This window comes from Arthrobacter sp. (assembly GCF_030540645.1).
Taxonomy (GTDB): domain Bacteria; phylum Actinomycetota; class Actinomycetes; order Actinomycetales; family Micrococcaceae; genus Specibacter.
This window is the reverse complement of the sequence record NZ_JAUNVV010000019.1, coordinates 31,029-47,634: the sequence shown is the minus strand read 5'-3', so window position 1 is coordinate 47,634 and position 16,606 is coordinate 31,029. Positions and strand designations below refer to the sequence as shown.

Annotated in this window: 11 protein-coding genes; 4 read left to right on the top strand and 7 right to left on the bottom strand. The window is 62.2% G+C overall.

Translation table 11 applies throughout. The annotated features are described in order from the left end of the window. The 3 genes from Q4P21_RS05765 to Q4P21_RS05755 form a co-directional block, all read left to right on the top strand. A partial coding sequence (locus tag Q4P21_RS05765) for a nucleotide exchange factor GrpE (protein ID WP_303387856.1) occupies positions 1-144 on the top strand: 144 nt, incomplete at its 5' end. Positions 145-307: 163 nt separating this feature from the next. Beyond that, the gene (locus Q4P21_RS05760) at positions 308-1,291 is read left to right on the top strand and encodes a DnaJ C-terminal domain-containing protein (protein WP_303387855.1); all 984 of its coding nucleotides are present in this window, start codon (positions 308-310) and stop codon (positions 1,289-1,291) included. Between the two features lie 99 nt (positions 1,292-1,390). Then, complete coding sequence (locus Q4P21_RS05755; RefSeq protein WP_303387854.1) at positions 1,391-1,831, top strand: heat shock protein transcriptional repressor HspR; 441 nt, start codon at positions 1,391-1,393, stop codon at positions 1,829-1,831. 17 nt (positions 1,832-1,848) lie between these two features. Here Q4P21_RS05755 and Q4P21_RS05750 read toward each other — a convergent pair whose 3' ends face one another. From Q4P21_RS05750 to trmB, 7 genes are all read right to left on the bottom strand, one after another. Continuing rightward, entirely contained in the window at positions 1,849-5,343 is a 3,495-nt protein-coding gene (locus Q4P21_RS05750; RefSeq protein ID WP_303387853.1) for a DEAD/DEAH box helicase, read from the bottom strand. Between the two features lie 154 nt (positions 5,344-5,497). Then, positions 5,498-6,739 carry a NarK/NasA family nitrate transporter gene (locus tag Q4P21_RS05745; protein WP_303387852.1) on the bottom strand — a complete coding sequence of 414 codons (1,242 nt, stop codon included), beginning with the start codon at positions 6,737-6,739 and terminating at the stop codon, positions 5,498-5,500. 68 nt (positions 6,740-6,807) lie between these two features. Continuing rightward, a complete protein-coding gene (gene narI / locus Q4P21_RS05740) occupies positions 6,808-7,554 on the bottom strand; it encodes a respiratory nitrate reductase subunit gamma (RefSeq protein ID WP_303387851.1) in 747 nt (248 codons plus the stop codon). 3 nt (positions 7,555-7,557) lie between these two features. Next, positions 7,558-8,178, bottom strand: coding sequence for a nitrate reductase molybdenum cofactor assembly chaperone (gene narJ, locus Q4P21_RS05735; RefSeq protein WP_303387850.1), 621 nt, complete (start codon positions 8,176-8,178; stop codon positions 7,558-7,560). Then, positions 8,175-9,896 (bottom strand): nitrate reductase subunit beta, encoded by a 1,722-nt coding sequence (gene narH / locus Q4P21_RS05730; RefSeq protein ID WP_207345772.1) that lies wholly within the window; start codon positions 9,894-9,896, stop codon positions 8,175-8,177. The genes narJ and narH overlap by 4 nt, the downstream gene beginning before the upstream one ends. Beyond that, positions 9,896-13,609 (bottom strand): nitrate reductase subunit alpha, encoded by a 3,714-nt coding sequence (locus tag Q4P21_RS05725; RefSeq protein WP_303387849.1) that lies wholly within the window; start codon positions 13,607-13,609, stop codon positions 9,896-9,898. Before Q4P21_RS05725 ends, narH begins: the two co-directional genes overlap by 1 nt. A gap of 243 nt (positions 13,610-13,852) precedes the next feature. Then, positions 13,853-14,809: a tRNA (guanosine(46)-N7)-methyltransferase TrmB gene (trmB, locus tag Q4P21_RS05720; protein ID WP_303387848.1), complete on the bottom strand. Its 957-nt coding sequence runs from the start codon at positions 14,807-14,809 to the stop codon at positions 13,853-13,855. A gap of 369 nt (positions 14,810-15,178) precedes the next feature. On the opposite strand from trmB, the gene Q4P21_RS05715 reads away from it, so the two are divergent. Further along, a partial coding sequence (locus Q4P21_RS05715; protein WP_303387847.1) for a DEAD/DEAH box helicase occupies positions 15,179-16,606 on the top strand: 1,428 nt, incomplete at its 3' end.

Sequence of the window (16,606 nt, the reverse complement as noted above, 5' to 3'; positions counted from 1 at the left end):
GACCCGACCGTGCACGAGGCGCTCATCCAGCAGCCATCGGCCGACGTTGAAATTGACACCGTCAGCCAGGTGCTGCGCAACGGCTACAAGTCCGGTGAGCGTATCCTGCGCGCCGCTCAGGTAATCGTGGCAGTACCCGAATAGTCCCCAGCTCCTCCCCGGGCTCGCAAGCTCGCCCGGGGGCCCTCGGAACTGGGGGCCCACCAAGCGCTCCCGGGGCTGAATCCGCTGGCGCGTTTTCAGCCCCGGGGCCCTCGGGCGCGTGGGCCCAACCGCAGTACCCCACAACTTTTAGAAAGGAGGCGTCTTGGCAAGTCAGGACTGGGTAGAAAAAGACTTCTACAAGATTCTCGGTGTGGCCAAAGATGCATCGGATGCCGACATCAAAAAGGCATACCGAAAACTGGCACGTAAGTACCACCCGGATACGAACTCCGGCGACCCCAAAGCGGAAAAGACTTTCAAGAACGTCTCCGAAGCGTATTCCGTGCTGTCAAGCAAAGAGGACCGCGAACAGTACGACGCCATCCGGGCCATGGGCGGCGGCGCCCGATTCAGCGCCGGTGGTAGCGGGCACAACGGCGGAGGCGGCTTTGAAGACGTCTTCGGCGACCTGTTCGGCGGCGGCCGGGGCGCACCTCGCGGTGCACCACGCGGCAATCCCGGCTTTGGTGGTTCCGGACTTCCGCCCGAATTTGCCGACCTGTTTGGCGGCGGTGGATTCGGCGGCTTCCAGCCCCAACCGACCAAGGGTGCGGACCGCACGGCAAGCACCACCATCTCCTTTGCAGGTTCAATCAAGGGCACGAAGATCGGTCTGCGTGAACCTAACGGCGAAGTCATCGACGTCCGCATACCCGCAGGCATCAAGGACGGCCAAAAGGTTCGGGTCAAAGGCAAGGGCCAATCCGGCGCTGCCGGTCCCGGTGACTTGAATGTCACCGTCCACGTCAAGCCGCACGACTTCTTTGTCAGGGACGGCAACAACATTCGAGTCCACGTCCCCGTGACGTTCGCCGAGGCTGCCTTGGGTGCAGACATCAGCGTACCCACACTGACCGGTGACATGGTGCGCGTGCGTGTGCCCGCCGGGACACCATCAGGGCGCACCCTGCGGGTCAAGGGCGCCGGAGTCAAAACGTCCAAGAGTGAAGGCGACCTGTTGGTCACCATCGACGTGACGGTTCCGCAAAAGCTCAGCAAGGAAGCCGAAGAGGCCGTCCGCGCCTTCGCGGCAGCTACGGCTGACGCCGATCCGCGCGCCACGTTGGCGACCAAGGCCAAACTGTAGTCCCCAAGCGCTCCCAACCCTAGCAAGCTCGGGTCGGGACCCTCGCGCTTGTGGGCCCACCAACCGCTCAGTAGCGTCCAGTCTAGAAAGGAGATCACGATGCAGATTGATCCATACTCACCCATATTTGTGATCTCCGTGGCGGCTGAGCTGGCCGAAATGCACCCGCAAACGCTGCGCCAATATGACAGATTGGGCATTGTGAAGCCCAGCCGGGCCCCTGGCCGGGCCCGGCGGTACTCCCAGCACGACGTCGACATGCTGCGCGAAGTTCAGCGACTCTCCCAGGAGGGCGTGTCCCTGGAAGGGATCCGCCGCATTATGGAGCTTGAAAACCAGGTGGATGCCCTGCGGGCCAAAGTGCTGGAACTGAGTGCCGCCCTTGAAGCGGCATCGTCCGAGGCGGCAACACGGTCGCCGCGGGCCAACAGCCGCGTGTTCGCGGCGGGTCTCACCGGTGGCGACATCGTAGCCCTGGCCCGGGGTCAGCGTCCGCGCCCGCGCAGCCAAGCCGTGGTGATCTGGCGCCCCCAGCGGTAAGCGGGCAGCCGGCCCCGCTAGTCGCGGAAGAGGCCGGCCAGGTCCATGGCCGTCAATGCGCCGCCAGCCAGCGAATCCCCGCTCATGACATCGGAGAACAGCTGGGACTTTTTGGCCTTGAGCGCCATGACCTTTTCCTCGATGGTGTCCTTGGCGACCAAGCGATAAACCATGACGTTCTTCTTCTGCCCAATGCGGTGCGTGCGGTCCACGGCCTGCGCCTCGGACGCTGGATTCCACCACGGGTCAAGGATGAACACATAGTCGGCCTCCGTCAGGTTCAAGCCGAACCCACCCGCCTTGAGGCTGATCAGGAACAGCGGTGCCGTGCCGTTCTTGAATTCATCCACGACGGCGGACCTGTTCCGGGTGCCTCCATCCAGATACGTGAAGTCGATTCCTTCGGCCACGAGCCGGTCCCGGACCTTGCCCAGGAAACCGGTGAATTGGCTGAAGATCAACGCGCGGTGACCTTCCCTGACCACGTCCTCCAGCTGTTCGAACAACACATCCAGCTTTGAGGAGCGAACACCGGCCTGGCCCTCATCGACAAGGGTCACGTCGAGGCTGAGCTGGCGCAGCAGGGTCAGAGACTGGAAGATGGTGAAGCGGTTCTTGTTCACATCCTCCAGCAGTCCCAGGATTTTAGCGCGTTCACGCTGCAAGTGGGTTTGGTAGATCTTGTGGTGCCGTGGATTAAGCTCCACTTCCAGGATTTGTTCCTGCTTGGCCGGCAAGTCCGCAATGACGGCTTCCTTGGTGCGTCGCAGCATCAAGGGCTTGACCCGGGCGCGCAACTTGGTCAGCAGTTCGGCGTCAGCGTTCTTCTCAATGGGACGCTGGTAAAACTCCGCAAATCGCTTCGGGCTGGGGAACAAGCCAGGAGCCACGATGGACAGCAGTGCCCACAACTCCATGAGGTTGTTTTCCATGGGCGTGCCTGTCACGGCAAGCTTGAAGGGTGCGTTGAGTTTGCGTGCGCACTGGTATGCCTTGGACTGGTGGTTCTTGACGAACTGGGCCTCGTCCAGGATGAGCCCGGCGAAGGGGTGCATCCCATATTCCGCGAAGTCGATGCGGAACAGGGCGTAGGACGTGATGACAATGTCAGCCCCGGCAAAGAATGAGGCGGAGTCCATGCCACTCTTTGCAAAGGTTTCACCAACAGTGACAACGCGCAGCCCCGGTGCGAACTTGATGCTTTCACTGGCCCAGTTGCCCACCACGGACGTGGGTGCGACCACCAGGAAAGGCCGGCGCCCGGAATTGGACCCTGGTATTGCAACTGCGCCGGGTTCGTTGGAGTCCAGTACACCGGCTTCGGCATCCGCCTTGACCTGGCACATCAACGCCAGAGCCTGGACTGTCTTGCCCAAGCCCATGTCATCCGCCAAGACTCCACCCAGCCCATAAGTGTACAAAAAGTGCAGCCAGTTGAAGCCGTCAAGCTGATAGGGGCGTAGCTTCGCGTTCAAAGTTGCCGGTGCGGGAAGCGGCTCGGGCGGGCCGCCGTCGAGCAACCCTGCAACTGCTTTGCGCCACGCCTGGGCCTGCTCGTCAACGATGCCCAACTGGGCCAACTCATCCCACAAGCCGGCCTGGAAACGGCTGATCCGCAGCTCGCCGTCCTTGTTGTCATTGAGGCTGCGGGCTTCTTCAATCAAGGCGCGCAGCTGGTGAAGTTCGGGGCGGTCCAACGAGAAGTACGCGCCGCTGGGCAGCAACATGCGCGACTGCCCTGCCGCCAGTGCGGAGAACACGGCAGCGAAGGAGACGTACTGGCCTTCCAAGGTGATCACAATGCCCAGATCGAACCAGTCACGCTCGTCGGTGGCCTTCGTGGAGATTGTCACCACGGGAGCTTCGGTGACCTCGCGATAGCTGGCAATGTCACCGGAAGTTTCCACCGTGACACCGGGCAGCTCAGACAACCTCGGCAGCACTGTTTCGGTCAACGTGAGCGTGTCCAAGCCGGTCAGCTGAACGGACGCAGCAAGTGATGGTTCACCCCAAGCATGGTTGGCGGCCACGCCCATGGCCGTGATGTCTTCCCACGGCCTGCCGACGCTCTCGAGGAGCCGCGTCTCAGCACCGGTGTCACGGACGGCGTTTTCGCCCAGTTCCGGCCACAGCGGCAATGAGTTGACGCGGCTGCCCGCCGGATAGTGCCATTCCCAGTGCAGACGGACGGTGTGGTCGGAACCGTAGGCCGCCAAAAGTGACAACGTGGGTTCCACATAGGCGGGCAGTTCCACGGAATGATCGGCAGAAACCACCGGCGCGGACTGCTTGAGCTGGGGATAGAACTGGGTCAGGAACTTCTCCCTGGCCTGTTCCGGGATGTGGACGTTTTCCCTGCGTAACGCAAAATCAAGCAATTGCGGCGAAGCATTCCCTGCCAACGGGGCAAGGGTGATATTTCCACGCACGACGGCGTTGCGGCCTGGGGAAGTACTCCCACCGTGGCTGCCGGGCTCGGTTTCGTCGCTGAAGAACAGTCCGCTGGCAGGGTCGCCCAGCTTGCCGATGATCCCGCCTTTGATGGGGGCTTCCTCCACCTCAATGAGCGGCCCAACCTCCAGCCCCCCGGATTCAGCTTGCGTGACATCGAGTTGCAGTGTTGCCTCATGCCCGGCGATGCGCACAGGATCCCCGCTGCCGGACTGCACGAGGGCGATGCCGCTCTTGTGCGCACCGGCAAGCAGCTGCCAAAGGTTGCGGCCAGCGAAGCTGTTCAGCGACAGCCAGGCTCCGGCATTTCCATGCACATACTGCCGGGGGCTGTGGGAAGAAGCGAATTCGCTCAACCATTCCAACTGTTTGGGGTCGTGCTCCCCGCCATAACTCAGGTAGCCGAGGGTGGCCCAGCTGACGCCAGACTTGACCCACTTTCCGCGTGTGCCCATGACGACGGGGCGGACATTCAAGATCGGTTCTGAGGGAACGGTGCTGCCACGGCCGCGGTAGGAAAAACGTGGCGGGGGCACATGAAGTTCAAATTGGAGAGCCAATGCAGGGGTGTCGCGGCTGGGAGTGGAAGCTGCTGGGGGCAGCAGGGCCGAGAGTGCGGCCTCCCAAGATTCGGTGGCTGTTTCAGCGGTGCCTGCTGCCGGGGCTGAGGTTGCGGATTTGCTGTCCTTGGCCTTGGCCAGCAACGTTTCAAGGAAGGTTGGTTCCCGCGGCTGTTCCTCAGGAACAAAGAAGTCCGTGAACGCCTGGTCATTTTCTGCGGCAGCAATCAAAGCCACAACGTGTTTGCAATTCTGCCGAACCGGGCAGTGGCAGATGCCCACCCGGCAGGCGATGACGCCGTCGTGCTCGCGGACGAGCTTCGCGGTGGTCTTGTATGCCTGGGTGCCTTGCACTGTGCCGGAAAGCAGACCCGTTTCGGGTTCAAGCACAATGTCGCTGACACGGCCCTGGTCTGCGTAGACACGGCCTGCAGCGATGGAGTTATCGGTGAATCCGGCGATTCGCGTCAACAAACGGGAAGCAGCGGAGGAGTGCGTCACGAAACTTTTCCACCTGTCGGTTGGGGAGGGCTCAGGACTGCGAACCACATCTATCAATCTTACGCAGTATTGCGGACGCACGTTTACCTCGACACCAAAGAGGCTGCCCATCCTCAACAACAAGGAAGGGCAGCCTCAAGTGTACGGACGCGGATTACCTTCTGGAAGCGACGCGATCCTTCGCCGGTGTCTTGACGAATACGAGGGTGAACAGTAATGCCACGACCGCCGTCACCACCAGCAAAGACAGTCCAATGGCGTACTTGTAGCTTGAAGCGTCCGGGTTGTACGTCATACCCATGACCAGTGGCGGGAAGTACCCGCCAAGTCCGCCCGCGGCGCTGACTATGCCGCCGACGGTGCCCATCTTGCCCTCCGGGGACAGTTTGCCCACCCACGCAAACACGCCACCGGTGCCTAGGCCAAGCGCTGCGGCCAGACCAATGAAGATGGGGCCCGCTTCAACGTCAGCAGCCGGTTCCAGAGCCACAAAGAAGCCCAAAATAGCTACGCCGGCCAGCGACGCAATAACCACCGGCTTGGATCCCATTTTGTCAGCCAGCACGCCGCCAATGGGGCGGGCGAGCACGGCAGCCAGAGCAAAGCCAGCTGTCCGGGCGCCAGCTGAACTGGGGTCAAATTCGTAGACGTCGCGCAGATAAGTGGGCAGGTATGTCGCAAAGGAGACGAAGCCGCCAAAGACCACCGCGTATAGGAAGCACAGTTTCCATGTGACAGCCAGCTTTGAAGCGTCCATGAGCTTGGGCAGCACGGGCTCCTTGCTGGGCTTCCAATCGGGGGCGTTCTTCATGAAGAACCAGACAAGGACAGCCATGACTGCCAGCAAGACAGCAACGAGCAGGTGGGTCGGCACGTAGCCAATGGACTTCACCAGGCGTGGGTTGAGGAACGCAGCCAAGGCGGTTCCACCCATTCCTGCACCAAAGACGCCAGTGGCGAAGCCGCGTCTGGCCGGCGGGTACCAGGCACTGACGAAGGGAATGCCCACGGCGAATACCGTGCCCGCAACACCCAGCAGGAACCCGCCAATGAGGACCAGAGCGAAGGAGTTCAACGCCCCACCCAGTGCGACAAGAAGAACTGTTGGAATGGTGGCCAGCAAAACGAACGTGAAAAGGGCGCGTCCACCGTATTTATCCGTCATGGCGCCCACCACAATGCGGCCTAACGAGCCTACAAAGATGGGCATTGCCACCAGGATTCCCATGGTTCCTGCAGACAGGTCCATGTTCTTGGCGTAGTGCGTGCTCAAGGTCGCAATGATGTTCCATGCCCAGAACGCCACCACAGAGGCTGCAGTGGCCATGACCAAGTTCATTGCTTGGCCTTTAACGGCTTGAAGGGGAGGCGCGGTTGCCGCTGTTTCTCGTGCCATGGTCTCTCCTGGAGATCGCTTTTATCCGATAGGACAAACGTTGATTGGTACCGGGATCGGTACCGGGACTATCGGTGCTGGGTGTCTCTGTCGTGGGTGCCCACATCGGACCAGCCGTGGCGGTTTGCCACGCTGGCGCCCTTGTCCCGCGTGCGGTACACAATGTAGGGGCGGAACAGGTAGTGCAGGGGTGCCGTGAAGGCGTGGACCAGTCGGGTGAAGGGCCAGACGATGAACAGCAACATGCCCACCAAGGTGTGGATATGGAAGGAGAACGGTGCAGCGGCCATCGAGGCAATATCCGGCTGGAAGATGAACAGCGAGCGGAACCACGGGGAGACTGTCTCGCGGTAAGTGACACCGTGTTCGTCGAAGAACACGCTGGCCAGTGTTGTCCACAGGCCAAATACGATGGCAGCTACCAGCACCACGTACATGAGCTTGTCATTCTTGGTGGTGGCCATGAAAACTGGCCCGGTCTTGCGGCGGCGGACGATGAGGATGATGATCCCGCCAAGGGTGCCAACTCCAGCAATCGAGCCGACGAACAAAGCATTGAAGTGGTACAAGCTCTCGCTCATGCCCACCGCTTCGGTCCATGACTTGGGGATCACCAAGCCAAAGAAGTGCCCGGCGATGACTGCCAGCAGTCCAAAGTGGAAGATCGGGGAGCCAATGCGCAGCAGTTTGGATTCGTAGAGCTGGGAGGAGCGGGTGGTCCAGCCGAACTGATCGTACTTGTAGCGCCAGATGGAGCCGCCAACCAGGATGACAACCATGATGTACGGCAGCACACCCCACAAAAAGATGTCCATTACTCATGCCCCTTTCATGGGCAGCAGTCGCGGGTCGTAAGGGTCGAGGCCAACGGATTCGGTGGGTGGACCGAAGCCTGCCATCCGCATGACGGCTTGTTCATCTGCCGGGGAGGCCCCGGGCAGAGTGTTGCAAACGGCTTGCACGATCTCCGTGTGTGCCAAGTTGTCACGCAGCAGCCCAAACTTGATGAGTTCAAGGCTGGGCCGATACTGCTGCAACAATTCCTTGCCTGTTGCCATGTCAACGGTTGCTGCGTACTCCAGTACCATGGGCAGGAAATCAGGCAATTCTCCGCGTGTGTTCACGAGCGTGTCGGAACCGCGGTACACCTTCTTGAAGGCACCCAGCACCTCGCCGCGGCGACGGGTGTCCCCGTCCGTCCAGTAGGACAGGTGCAGGGCATGGCGCTTGCCGAGGTCGAATTCTTCGACGTACTGGCTCTGCAACGCCATCAGATCCTTGTGTTCGAAGGAATCAAGCACTGTTGCGAACGGGGCCAGGGCCCCGGGGAACTCGCCGAGGGCCGCCCGCATGAGCGGCACCCGGTCAAGCAGCAGTTCATCCGGGTAGGACAGGCACCAAGCCGCAGCCAGGAATGTCACCTGGTCCTTGCGGCTCATGAACCGCCACCACCTTCCAGCGCATCCTCACGGTCACCCTCGCGGGGCGGTTCGGTGGGGTGGTGCTGTGGGAACAGGCCAGCTGGGGCGCCATTGCCGTCCCAGTTGAGCAGGTTCACCCGACCACGCAGCGTGTCAGCCCCCGCTACTGAGTCGGACGTTTGACGGTCGCGCAGCGCGTTGAACGTTTCCACGGCAACCGGCGTGGGGCGTCCGCTGGCTTCCCCGAACGGGGAGTCTCCCATGGCACCCATGCCGGGTCCGCCGTCGAAGTCCAGTGAACAACCCATTTCCTCCAGGTCATGCGCCTGCTCGGCGTGAGCCTTGGGAATCACATAGCGTTCCTCGTACTTGGCGATCGCCATGAGCCGGTACATCTCATACATGGTTTCCCCATCCATGCCCACCGAGGCGGGAATGGATTCGTCGGGATCATTGCCCAGCGAGATGCCGCGCATGTAGGCACGCATGGCTGCCAGCTTGCGCAGCACCTCCGTGACCAGCTCGGTGTCCCCAGCGGTAAACAGCTCCGCCAGGTACTCCACCGGAATGCGCAGAGCGTCGATGGCGCCGAACAGCACATCCGAATCCTCCGCATCGTGGCCCTGCTCGCGGAGCAGGTCAACGACCGGCGAGAGCGGCGGGATATACCAAACCATGGGCATGGTGCGGTATTCCGGGTGCAGCGGAAGGGCCAGCTTGTACACCTTGGTCAGCGCATACACAGGCGACTTTTGGGCTGCATCGATCCAGTCCTCCTGAATGCCTTGTTCGCGGGCGGCCTTGATGACGGCAGGATCGTTGGGGTCCAGCAGCACATCCATCTGTGCCTGGTACAGGTGTTGCGGGTCGGTGACGGAGGCTGCTGCGGTGACGGCGTCGGCGTCGTACAGGAAAAGCCCCAAGTACCGGAGCCGGCCCACACAGGTTTCCGAGCAAACGGTGGGCAGGCCCACCTCGATGCGCGGGTAGCAGAACGTACACTTCTCGGCCTTGCCGGTCTTGTGGTTGAAGTAGATCTTCTTGTACGGGCAGCCGGTCATGCACTGGCGCCAGCCGCGGCACTGGTCCTGGTCAACCAGGACAATGCCGTCCTCCACGCGCTTGTAAATGGCGCCGGAAGGGCATGAGGCCATGCAGGAGGGGTTCAGGCAGTGCTCGCAAATGCGCGGCAGGTAGAACATGAACGTCTGCTCGAACTCAAACTTGATCTTGTCCTCGGACTCGCGGCGCACTTTCTCCACGATCGGGTCCAGATGGCCCATTTCCTCGGTGCCGCCCAGGTCGTCGTCCCAGTTGGCGCTCCACGTGATCTTCGTGTCCTTGCCGGTGATGAGGGACTTGGGCCGGGCCACCGGGAAGTCATCGCCCAACGGGGCGTCAACGAGGGTCTTGTAGTCGTAGGTCCAGGGCTCGTAGTAGTCCTTGAGCTCGGGCTGGATGGGGTTGGCGAAGAGGCCGAACAGCTTCTTCACACGCCCGCCGGCCTTCAGCTTGAGACGGCCGCGCTTGTTCAGCTCCCAGCCGCCCTTCCACTTTTCCTGATCCTCGTAGCGGCGTGGGTAGCCCTGTCCGGGGCGGGTCTCCACATTGTTGAACCAGACGTATTCCACGCCTGCTCGGTTGGTCCATGCCTGCTTGCACGTGACAGAGCACGTGTGGCAGCCAATGCACTTGTCCAAGTTCATGACCATGCCCATTTGAGCCATAACACGCATTAGTACTGCACCTCCTGGGAACGGCGACGAATAGTGGAAACGTTGTCTCGCTGGTTGCCTGTTGGGCCGAGGTAGTTGAACGCGTAGGTCAGCTGACCGTAGGCGCCAATCAGGTGGGATGGCTTGACCAGCAGGCGCGTCAGGGAGTTGTGGATACCGCCGCGGCGGCCGGTGGCCTCCGACTTGGGCACATCAATGGTGCGCTCCTGCGCGTGGTAGACGTACACCACGCCTTCCGGCATGCGGTGGCTGACCACGGCGCGGGCAACGAACACGCCGTTCATGTTCACTGCCTCCACCCAGTCGTTGTCCATGACCTTGATGGACTTGGCATCCTGCGGACTCATCCACACGGTGGGGCCACCACGGGAGAGTGAGAGCATGAGCAGGTTGTCCTGGTACTCGGAGTGGATGGACCACTTGGAGTGCGGGGTCAGGTAGCGCACCACCACCTCCTTCTCCCCATTGGGGCCGAACTTCGGTTCCCCAAACAAGCGCTGCATGTCCAGCGGCGGGCGGTAGATCGGCAACGCCTCGCCAATATCGATCATCCAGTCGTGGTCCAGGAAGAAGTGCATGCGCCCGGTCAGCGTGTGGAAGGGCTTGAGCCGCTCGATATTCTGCGTGAACGGTGAGTAGCGCCGCCCGCCCGTCTCCGAACCCGACCATTCCGGGGACGTGATGACAGGAACCGGACCGGCCTGGGTCATGGCGAAGGAAATGTGCTTTTCTTCGCTTCCTTCGGCGAGGTCCACGAGCTTCACGCCCGTGCGTTTCTCCAGTTCCTTGAAGCCACTGACGGCCAGCTGGCCGTTGCAGGTGCCGGAGAACGTCAGGATGGCCTCGGCCATCTTCGCATCCGTGTCGATGGCCGGGCGTCCATGGGCAAAGCCGCCCATCATGACGCCGTTCGCCTTGGCCAGGTGGTCCAGCGCCTTGTCCAGCTTGTAGTTGACGTCCTTGACGGTGAAGCCGAGCTTGTCCGCCAGGGGACCGACGGCGGCCAGCTTGTGGGCGATCGCCGTGTAGTCGCGCTCCACCACAGTGAAGTTGGGCATGTTCTGCCCGGGCACGCCTTCGATGCCGTCTTCACGCCAGTCGCGGACCACGCCTCCGGGCTGGGCAATCTGGCCCACGGTGTCGTGGATCATCGGCACGGTCACCAGGTCCTTGCGGGTGCCCAGGTGCTTTACGGACTGGCGGGAGAGTTCCTCAGCCAACAGGTGGAACATCTCAAAGTCGGTCTTGGTTTCCCATGGTGGGTCGATGGCAGGGGTGAACGCGTGCACAAACGGGTGCATGTCCGTGGAGGAGAGGTCGTGCTTCTCGTACCAGGTCGCCGCGGGGAACACGACGTCGGACAGCAAGGTGGTGCTGGTCATGCGGAAGTCCGCGGACATCAGGAAGTCCAGCTTTCCTTCCGGACCCTTCTCATGCCACTTGACGGTTTTCGGCTTAAGCGAGGCTTCGCTGTCCTGGCCCATCACGTTGTTGTGGGTGCCGAGCAGGTTGCGCAGGAAGTACTCGTTGCCCTTGGCGGAGGAGCCAAACAGGTTCGAGCGCCACAGGACCAAGGTGCGCGGCCAGTTCTCAGGGGCATCGATGTCCTCGATGGCGAGATCCAGGGAGCGGTTCTTCAGGGACTGCGCCACCCACGTTTTTTCATCCGGCGCCTCACCGGCGGCAACGGCTGCCTGCGCCTGGTCGGCGATGTCCAGCGGGTTCTTGTCGAAGTAGGGGTAGAACGGCATCCAGCCAAGGCGGGCGGACTGTGCCAGGGCATCGGCTGTGTGCATGCCGTCAAGGCTGCCCGTGGACAGGGGGGACTTCAGCGCATCCGCCGAGTACCCGTCCTGGCGCCACTGGTCGGTGTGCATGTACCAGTAGCCGGTGCCGATCATGGTCCGCGGCGGACGTGACCAGTCCAGTGCGTTGGCCAGCGACACCCAACCGGTGAGCGGGCGCGTCTTTTCCTGACCCACGTAGTGGGCCCAGCCGCCGCCGTTGCGGCCCATGCATCCTGTCAGCATGACGAGGGACAAAATGGCCCGGTAGGTGGTGTCGCCATGGAACCACTGGCAGATGCCGGCACCCATGATGATCATGGAACGGCCCTTGGACTGCTCGGCATTGCGGGCGAATTCGCGGGCCACACGGATGCAGGCCTGGGCGGGGACGGAAGTGATCTCCTCCTGCCACGCCGGAGTGTAAGGGGTGGACGTGTCGTTGTAGTCCTTGGCCCAGTCGCCGGGGAGACCGGGGCGGCCCACACCGTACTGGGCCAGCATGAGGTCGTACACGGTGGTGACCACGTGGCCACCCACCACTGTGGTGGGCACTCCGCGACGCAAAATGGAACCGGTCCCGGTGGGATCCTCGAAGCACGGCAGCAGGATTTCCGCCGACTCGGTGGAGACTTCGTCCAAGCTCAAGGCCGGTTCGATGCCCGTCAGGTCAAGGTTCCACTTGCCCTCGCCGGTCTTTGAATAGCGGTGCCCCAGGGTTCCGTTGGGGATGATGGCCGCCCCGGAGACCTTGTCGAAGAGCATCGTCTTGAACGCGGCGTCTTCTTCGAGCTCATTGCCGGGGACGAAGGCTGCGGTGAGGAATTTCCCGGCGTTGTACGTCCCGTCGTCGTTCTTCTCCAAGCGCACAAGGAAGGGAAGGTCGGTGAACTGGCGCACATAGCTCTGGAAGAACGGGACCTGACGGTCCACGAAGAATTCCTTCAGCGTCACGTGCCCCATGCCCATGGCAAGGGCGGCGTCGGTGCCGGCCTGGGCGGGCAGCCATTCGTCGGCGAACTTCGTGTTGTCGGCGTAGTCCGGGCTGATGGCGATGACCTTCGTGCCGCGGTAGCGGACCTCGGTCATCCAGTGCGCGTCGGGGGTGCGGGTGACGGGGACGTTGGAGCCCCACATCATCAAGTAGGTGGCATCCCACCAGTCACCAGATTCGGGCACGTCCGTCTGGTCTCCGAAGACTTGCGGGCTGGCCACGGGAAGGTCGGCGTACCAGTCATAGAAGGACGTCATGACGCCACCGATGAGCTGCACAAAGCGGGTGCCGATGGTGTGGCTGACCATGGACATGGCCGGGATCGGGGAGAAGCCGGAGACCCTGTCCGGGCCGTAGTTCTTGATCGTGTTCACATGCGCGGCGGCAGCGATTTCCAGTGCCTCGGCCCACGAAGTGCGAACCAAACCGCCCTTGCCGCGTGCATTCTGGTAGCGCTGGCGTTTCTCCGGATCGCCGGCAACCTCGGCAAAGGCCAGCACCGGGTCCTTCAGGCGGGACTTGGCCTCACGGTACATGTCGACCAGGACGCCGCGGGCATACGGGAAACGGACCCGTGTGGGGGAGTAGGTGTACCAGGAGAAGGCGGCGCCGCGGGGGCAGCCGCGGGGCTCATATTCGGGGCTGTCGGGACCCACCGAGGGGTAGTCGGTCTGCTGCGACTCCCACGTGATGATGCCGTCCTTGACGTAGACCTTCCACGAGCATGAACCGGTGCAGTTCACGCCGTGCGTGGAACGCACCACCTTGTCATGGCTCCACCGGTCGCGATAAAAAATATCGCCTGCCCGGCCACCCTCGCGGAAAACCGCTCGGGAGTCATCGGTCTCGTCCCATTTCGTAAAGAAACGACCGAGCTTCAACATTGCGTCCGACGCAGGTCCATCGACCCCGGCGACAAAAGGTTCAGCACTCATGCCACCACCCTATGGGCTGGGTGATACCAATTCTAGGGACGCTGGATTAGTCAACAGTTACCTGCTGTATTTCCCCTCTATTACTTGCCTAGATTATGCGACTTTTTAGTTTGGGGGGCTGAAAAGCCACTCGAATATTACTTTTAGTCAGCCTTTTTTGACGAGGCCGTTGTGTGGCCTGACCACTTCTGCTATGCATCACAAAAGTGCGCGAGATGGCAAGGCCCATCCATGTGTGGTGCGCTAGTTCCGGCGGAAGGACAAGTCGAAGATGACGCGGCCAGCCTTGTGCGCCTTGTTCTCGAAACTGGTCAGAACGCGGCCGTCAAAACGCGGGGCCCAGCCGCCCGCCTCATCGGGCTCATCGCTTTGTTCGCAGTCCACCCCGCAGCGCCGCGCCTCGGTGAGAGGGCTCGCCGAACCTGTGCGTTCGCCGGCGTGCACGTTGGTGAAATCTTCCGCATTCATGCCCACCTCAAGCATCTGCTCGGCGTAGGCGGACCAGTCAGTGGCCAGGCGCCAGACGCCGCCAGGTGCCAGGGCACGGGCCACCAGCGGAGCGAAGGAGTCCTTCACCATGCGGCGCTTGTTGTGCTTGCTCTTGTGCCACGGATCGGGGAAGAAGACCCACACTTCAGCGACGGATCCGGCCGGGAGCATGGTGCTCAACACTTCGGGGGCATTAGCCTGCACCACGCGCACATTCGTCAGCTCGTTGGCCACGATTTTCTGGATGGTCTGGGCCAGGCCGGGAGTGTAAACCTCGACTGCGAGAAAATCCTTGTCCGGATTCTCCTGCGCGGAATGAACCACTGCATCACCCAAGCCGGATCCGATTTCCACGATCAACGGTGCAGTGCGGCCAAACTCTGCGGCTGCGTCGAAAACGAATTCCGGGTGCACGGACGTGTCCGAAATATGGCGGGGAACGTCCACCGCCAAGTATGCAGAGTGATCGTCCCAAGCCTTCTGCCGGCGGCCCTGCAACCGGGTGCCGCGGCGCACAAATGACACAGGCTGCGTACGGTACGTCCCTTCGGCGGCCTGGCTGCCGGGAGTAACAGGCCGCGGCGTTCCGTCCTGTGTGCGCGGAGCCTTTTGTGCAACTCCTTGATCGCCGTGCTGCTCGGAGGTCTGCGTGGGCTGCTCGTTGGCTGTGGTGGCGGGGGATTCAGGGCCGGAAGCTTGGATTTCACTCATCCCTTTAAGGGTACCGGGGATTTCCGGGCAGCCGAGGTGCCGAATTTCAGGCTCCCGCCCATTCATACTGCAGCTGATGCGGGTGACACGCGCCGGCACCCGCATCAGCTGCGATATGAACTGAGGGTGCGGGGGTAGCAAGGTGAGATGCGGCACTAAGGTGAGTGTCCGGCGTCGTGCCGCTGCTAGTATGGAAATACTTAATGTGCGTATCGCGCATTCTGCGTCGATGAACGCATGCATCTTGTCCCGCAACGAATTTGCTTCATAGCAACTCGCGGTTGACTCGCTCTGGCATTGAATCGGCGAACCCGCGGTCAAAACTGCTCGTGGGACGTTGAACCGCCTTACGAAAGATTCTCTCTTTACATGACAACTTTTGCTGCCCTTGGTGCGCCCAAGGAAATCGTTGCTTCACTCGCCGCTCAGGGCATTGAGGAAGCATTCCCCATTCAGGTCAAGACCTTGCCGGACACGCTGGCAGGCCGTGACGTGTTGGGCCGCGGCCGCACAGGATCAGGCAAGACCATTGCCTTCGCCATTCCGCTCGTGGCCCGCCTGGCCGAGCGCGAAGCTCCCTACTTCCGCAAGCCCGGCCGCCCCATGGGCCTGGTGCTGGCGCCGACGCGCGAGCTTGCAACCCAGCTGAACAACACCATTGAGCCGCTCGCCAAGGCCATGGGCCTGAACACCACAGTCATTTACGGCGGCGTTTCACAGGCTCGCCAGGAAAAGGCCCTGCGCGCCGGCGTCGACATTGTCATCGCCTGCCCCGGCCGCCTTGAAGACCTCATGAAGCAGCGCATCGTGTCGCTGGAAAGCGTTGAGATCACGGTCCTGGACGAGGCCGACCACATGGCCGACCTCGGCTTCCTGCCCGTCGTCAAGCGCCTGCTCGACACCACCCCCACGCAGGGGCAGCGCATGCTGTTCTCCGCCACCTTGGACAACGGCGTGGACAAGATTGTCCAGCGCTACCTCTCCAACCAGCTCACCCACTCGGTGGATGAGGCCAAGGCTGCAGTGTCCACCATGGAACACCACGTCCTGGTGGTCAACGACCAGACCGTGAAGAAGCAGGTCATCGTCGAGCTGGCCTCGGGCGAAGGCCGCCGCATCCTGTTCATGCGTACCAAGCACCACGCCCGCAAGCTGGCCAAGACCCTGACCGACGCCGGCATCCCCGCCGTCGATCTCCACGGAAACCTGTCGCAGAACGCCCGCGACCGGAACCTGGCCGAGTTCTCCACCGGTGGCGTCCGCGTCCTGGTTGCCACCGACGTCGCCGCCCGCGGCGTGCACGTTGACGACATCGAACTGGTCATCCACGTGGACCCGCCCACAGAGCACAAGGCATACCTGCACCGTTCAGGCCGCACCGCACGTGCAGGGTCCGACGGCGTCGTTGTCACCTTGACGCTGCCCGAACAGCAAAGCGACGTGAAGAAGCTCATGCGTGCCGCCGGCGTTGACGTGAACTTTGAGCGCGTCACCGCCAATTCACCGGTCATTGCCACGCTGGTGGGCGATGTTGCCGACAAGATTGATCCCCGCACCCGCGCAGCATTGCTCGCAGCAAAGCAGCCTGCTCAGGGTGGTGGATCCTCAACTGGCGCCAACGCCCAGCGCAAGCGCGCCGTCCGTTCCGGCGCAGCCCCCACAGCTGGTGGCCGTGGCGGTCGTGGTGGGCGCGGCCGCGTTTCAGCCGATGCCCCCGAGCGTGGCGAGCGTTCAGCTTCGGCAGGACACGGCAATCGCTCGGAGCGCCGCGACGGCCAGGTTTCGCGCCCGGCAGGC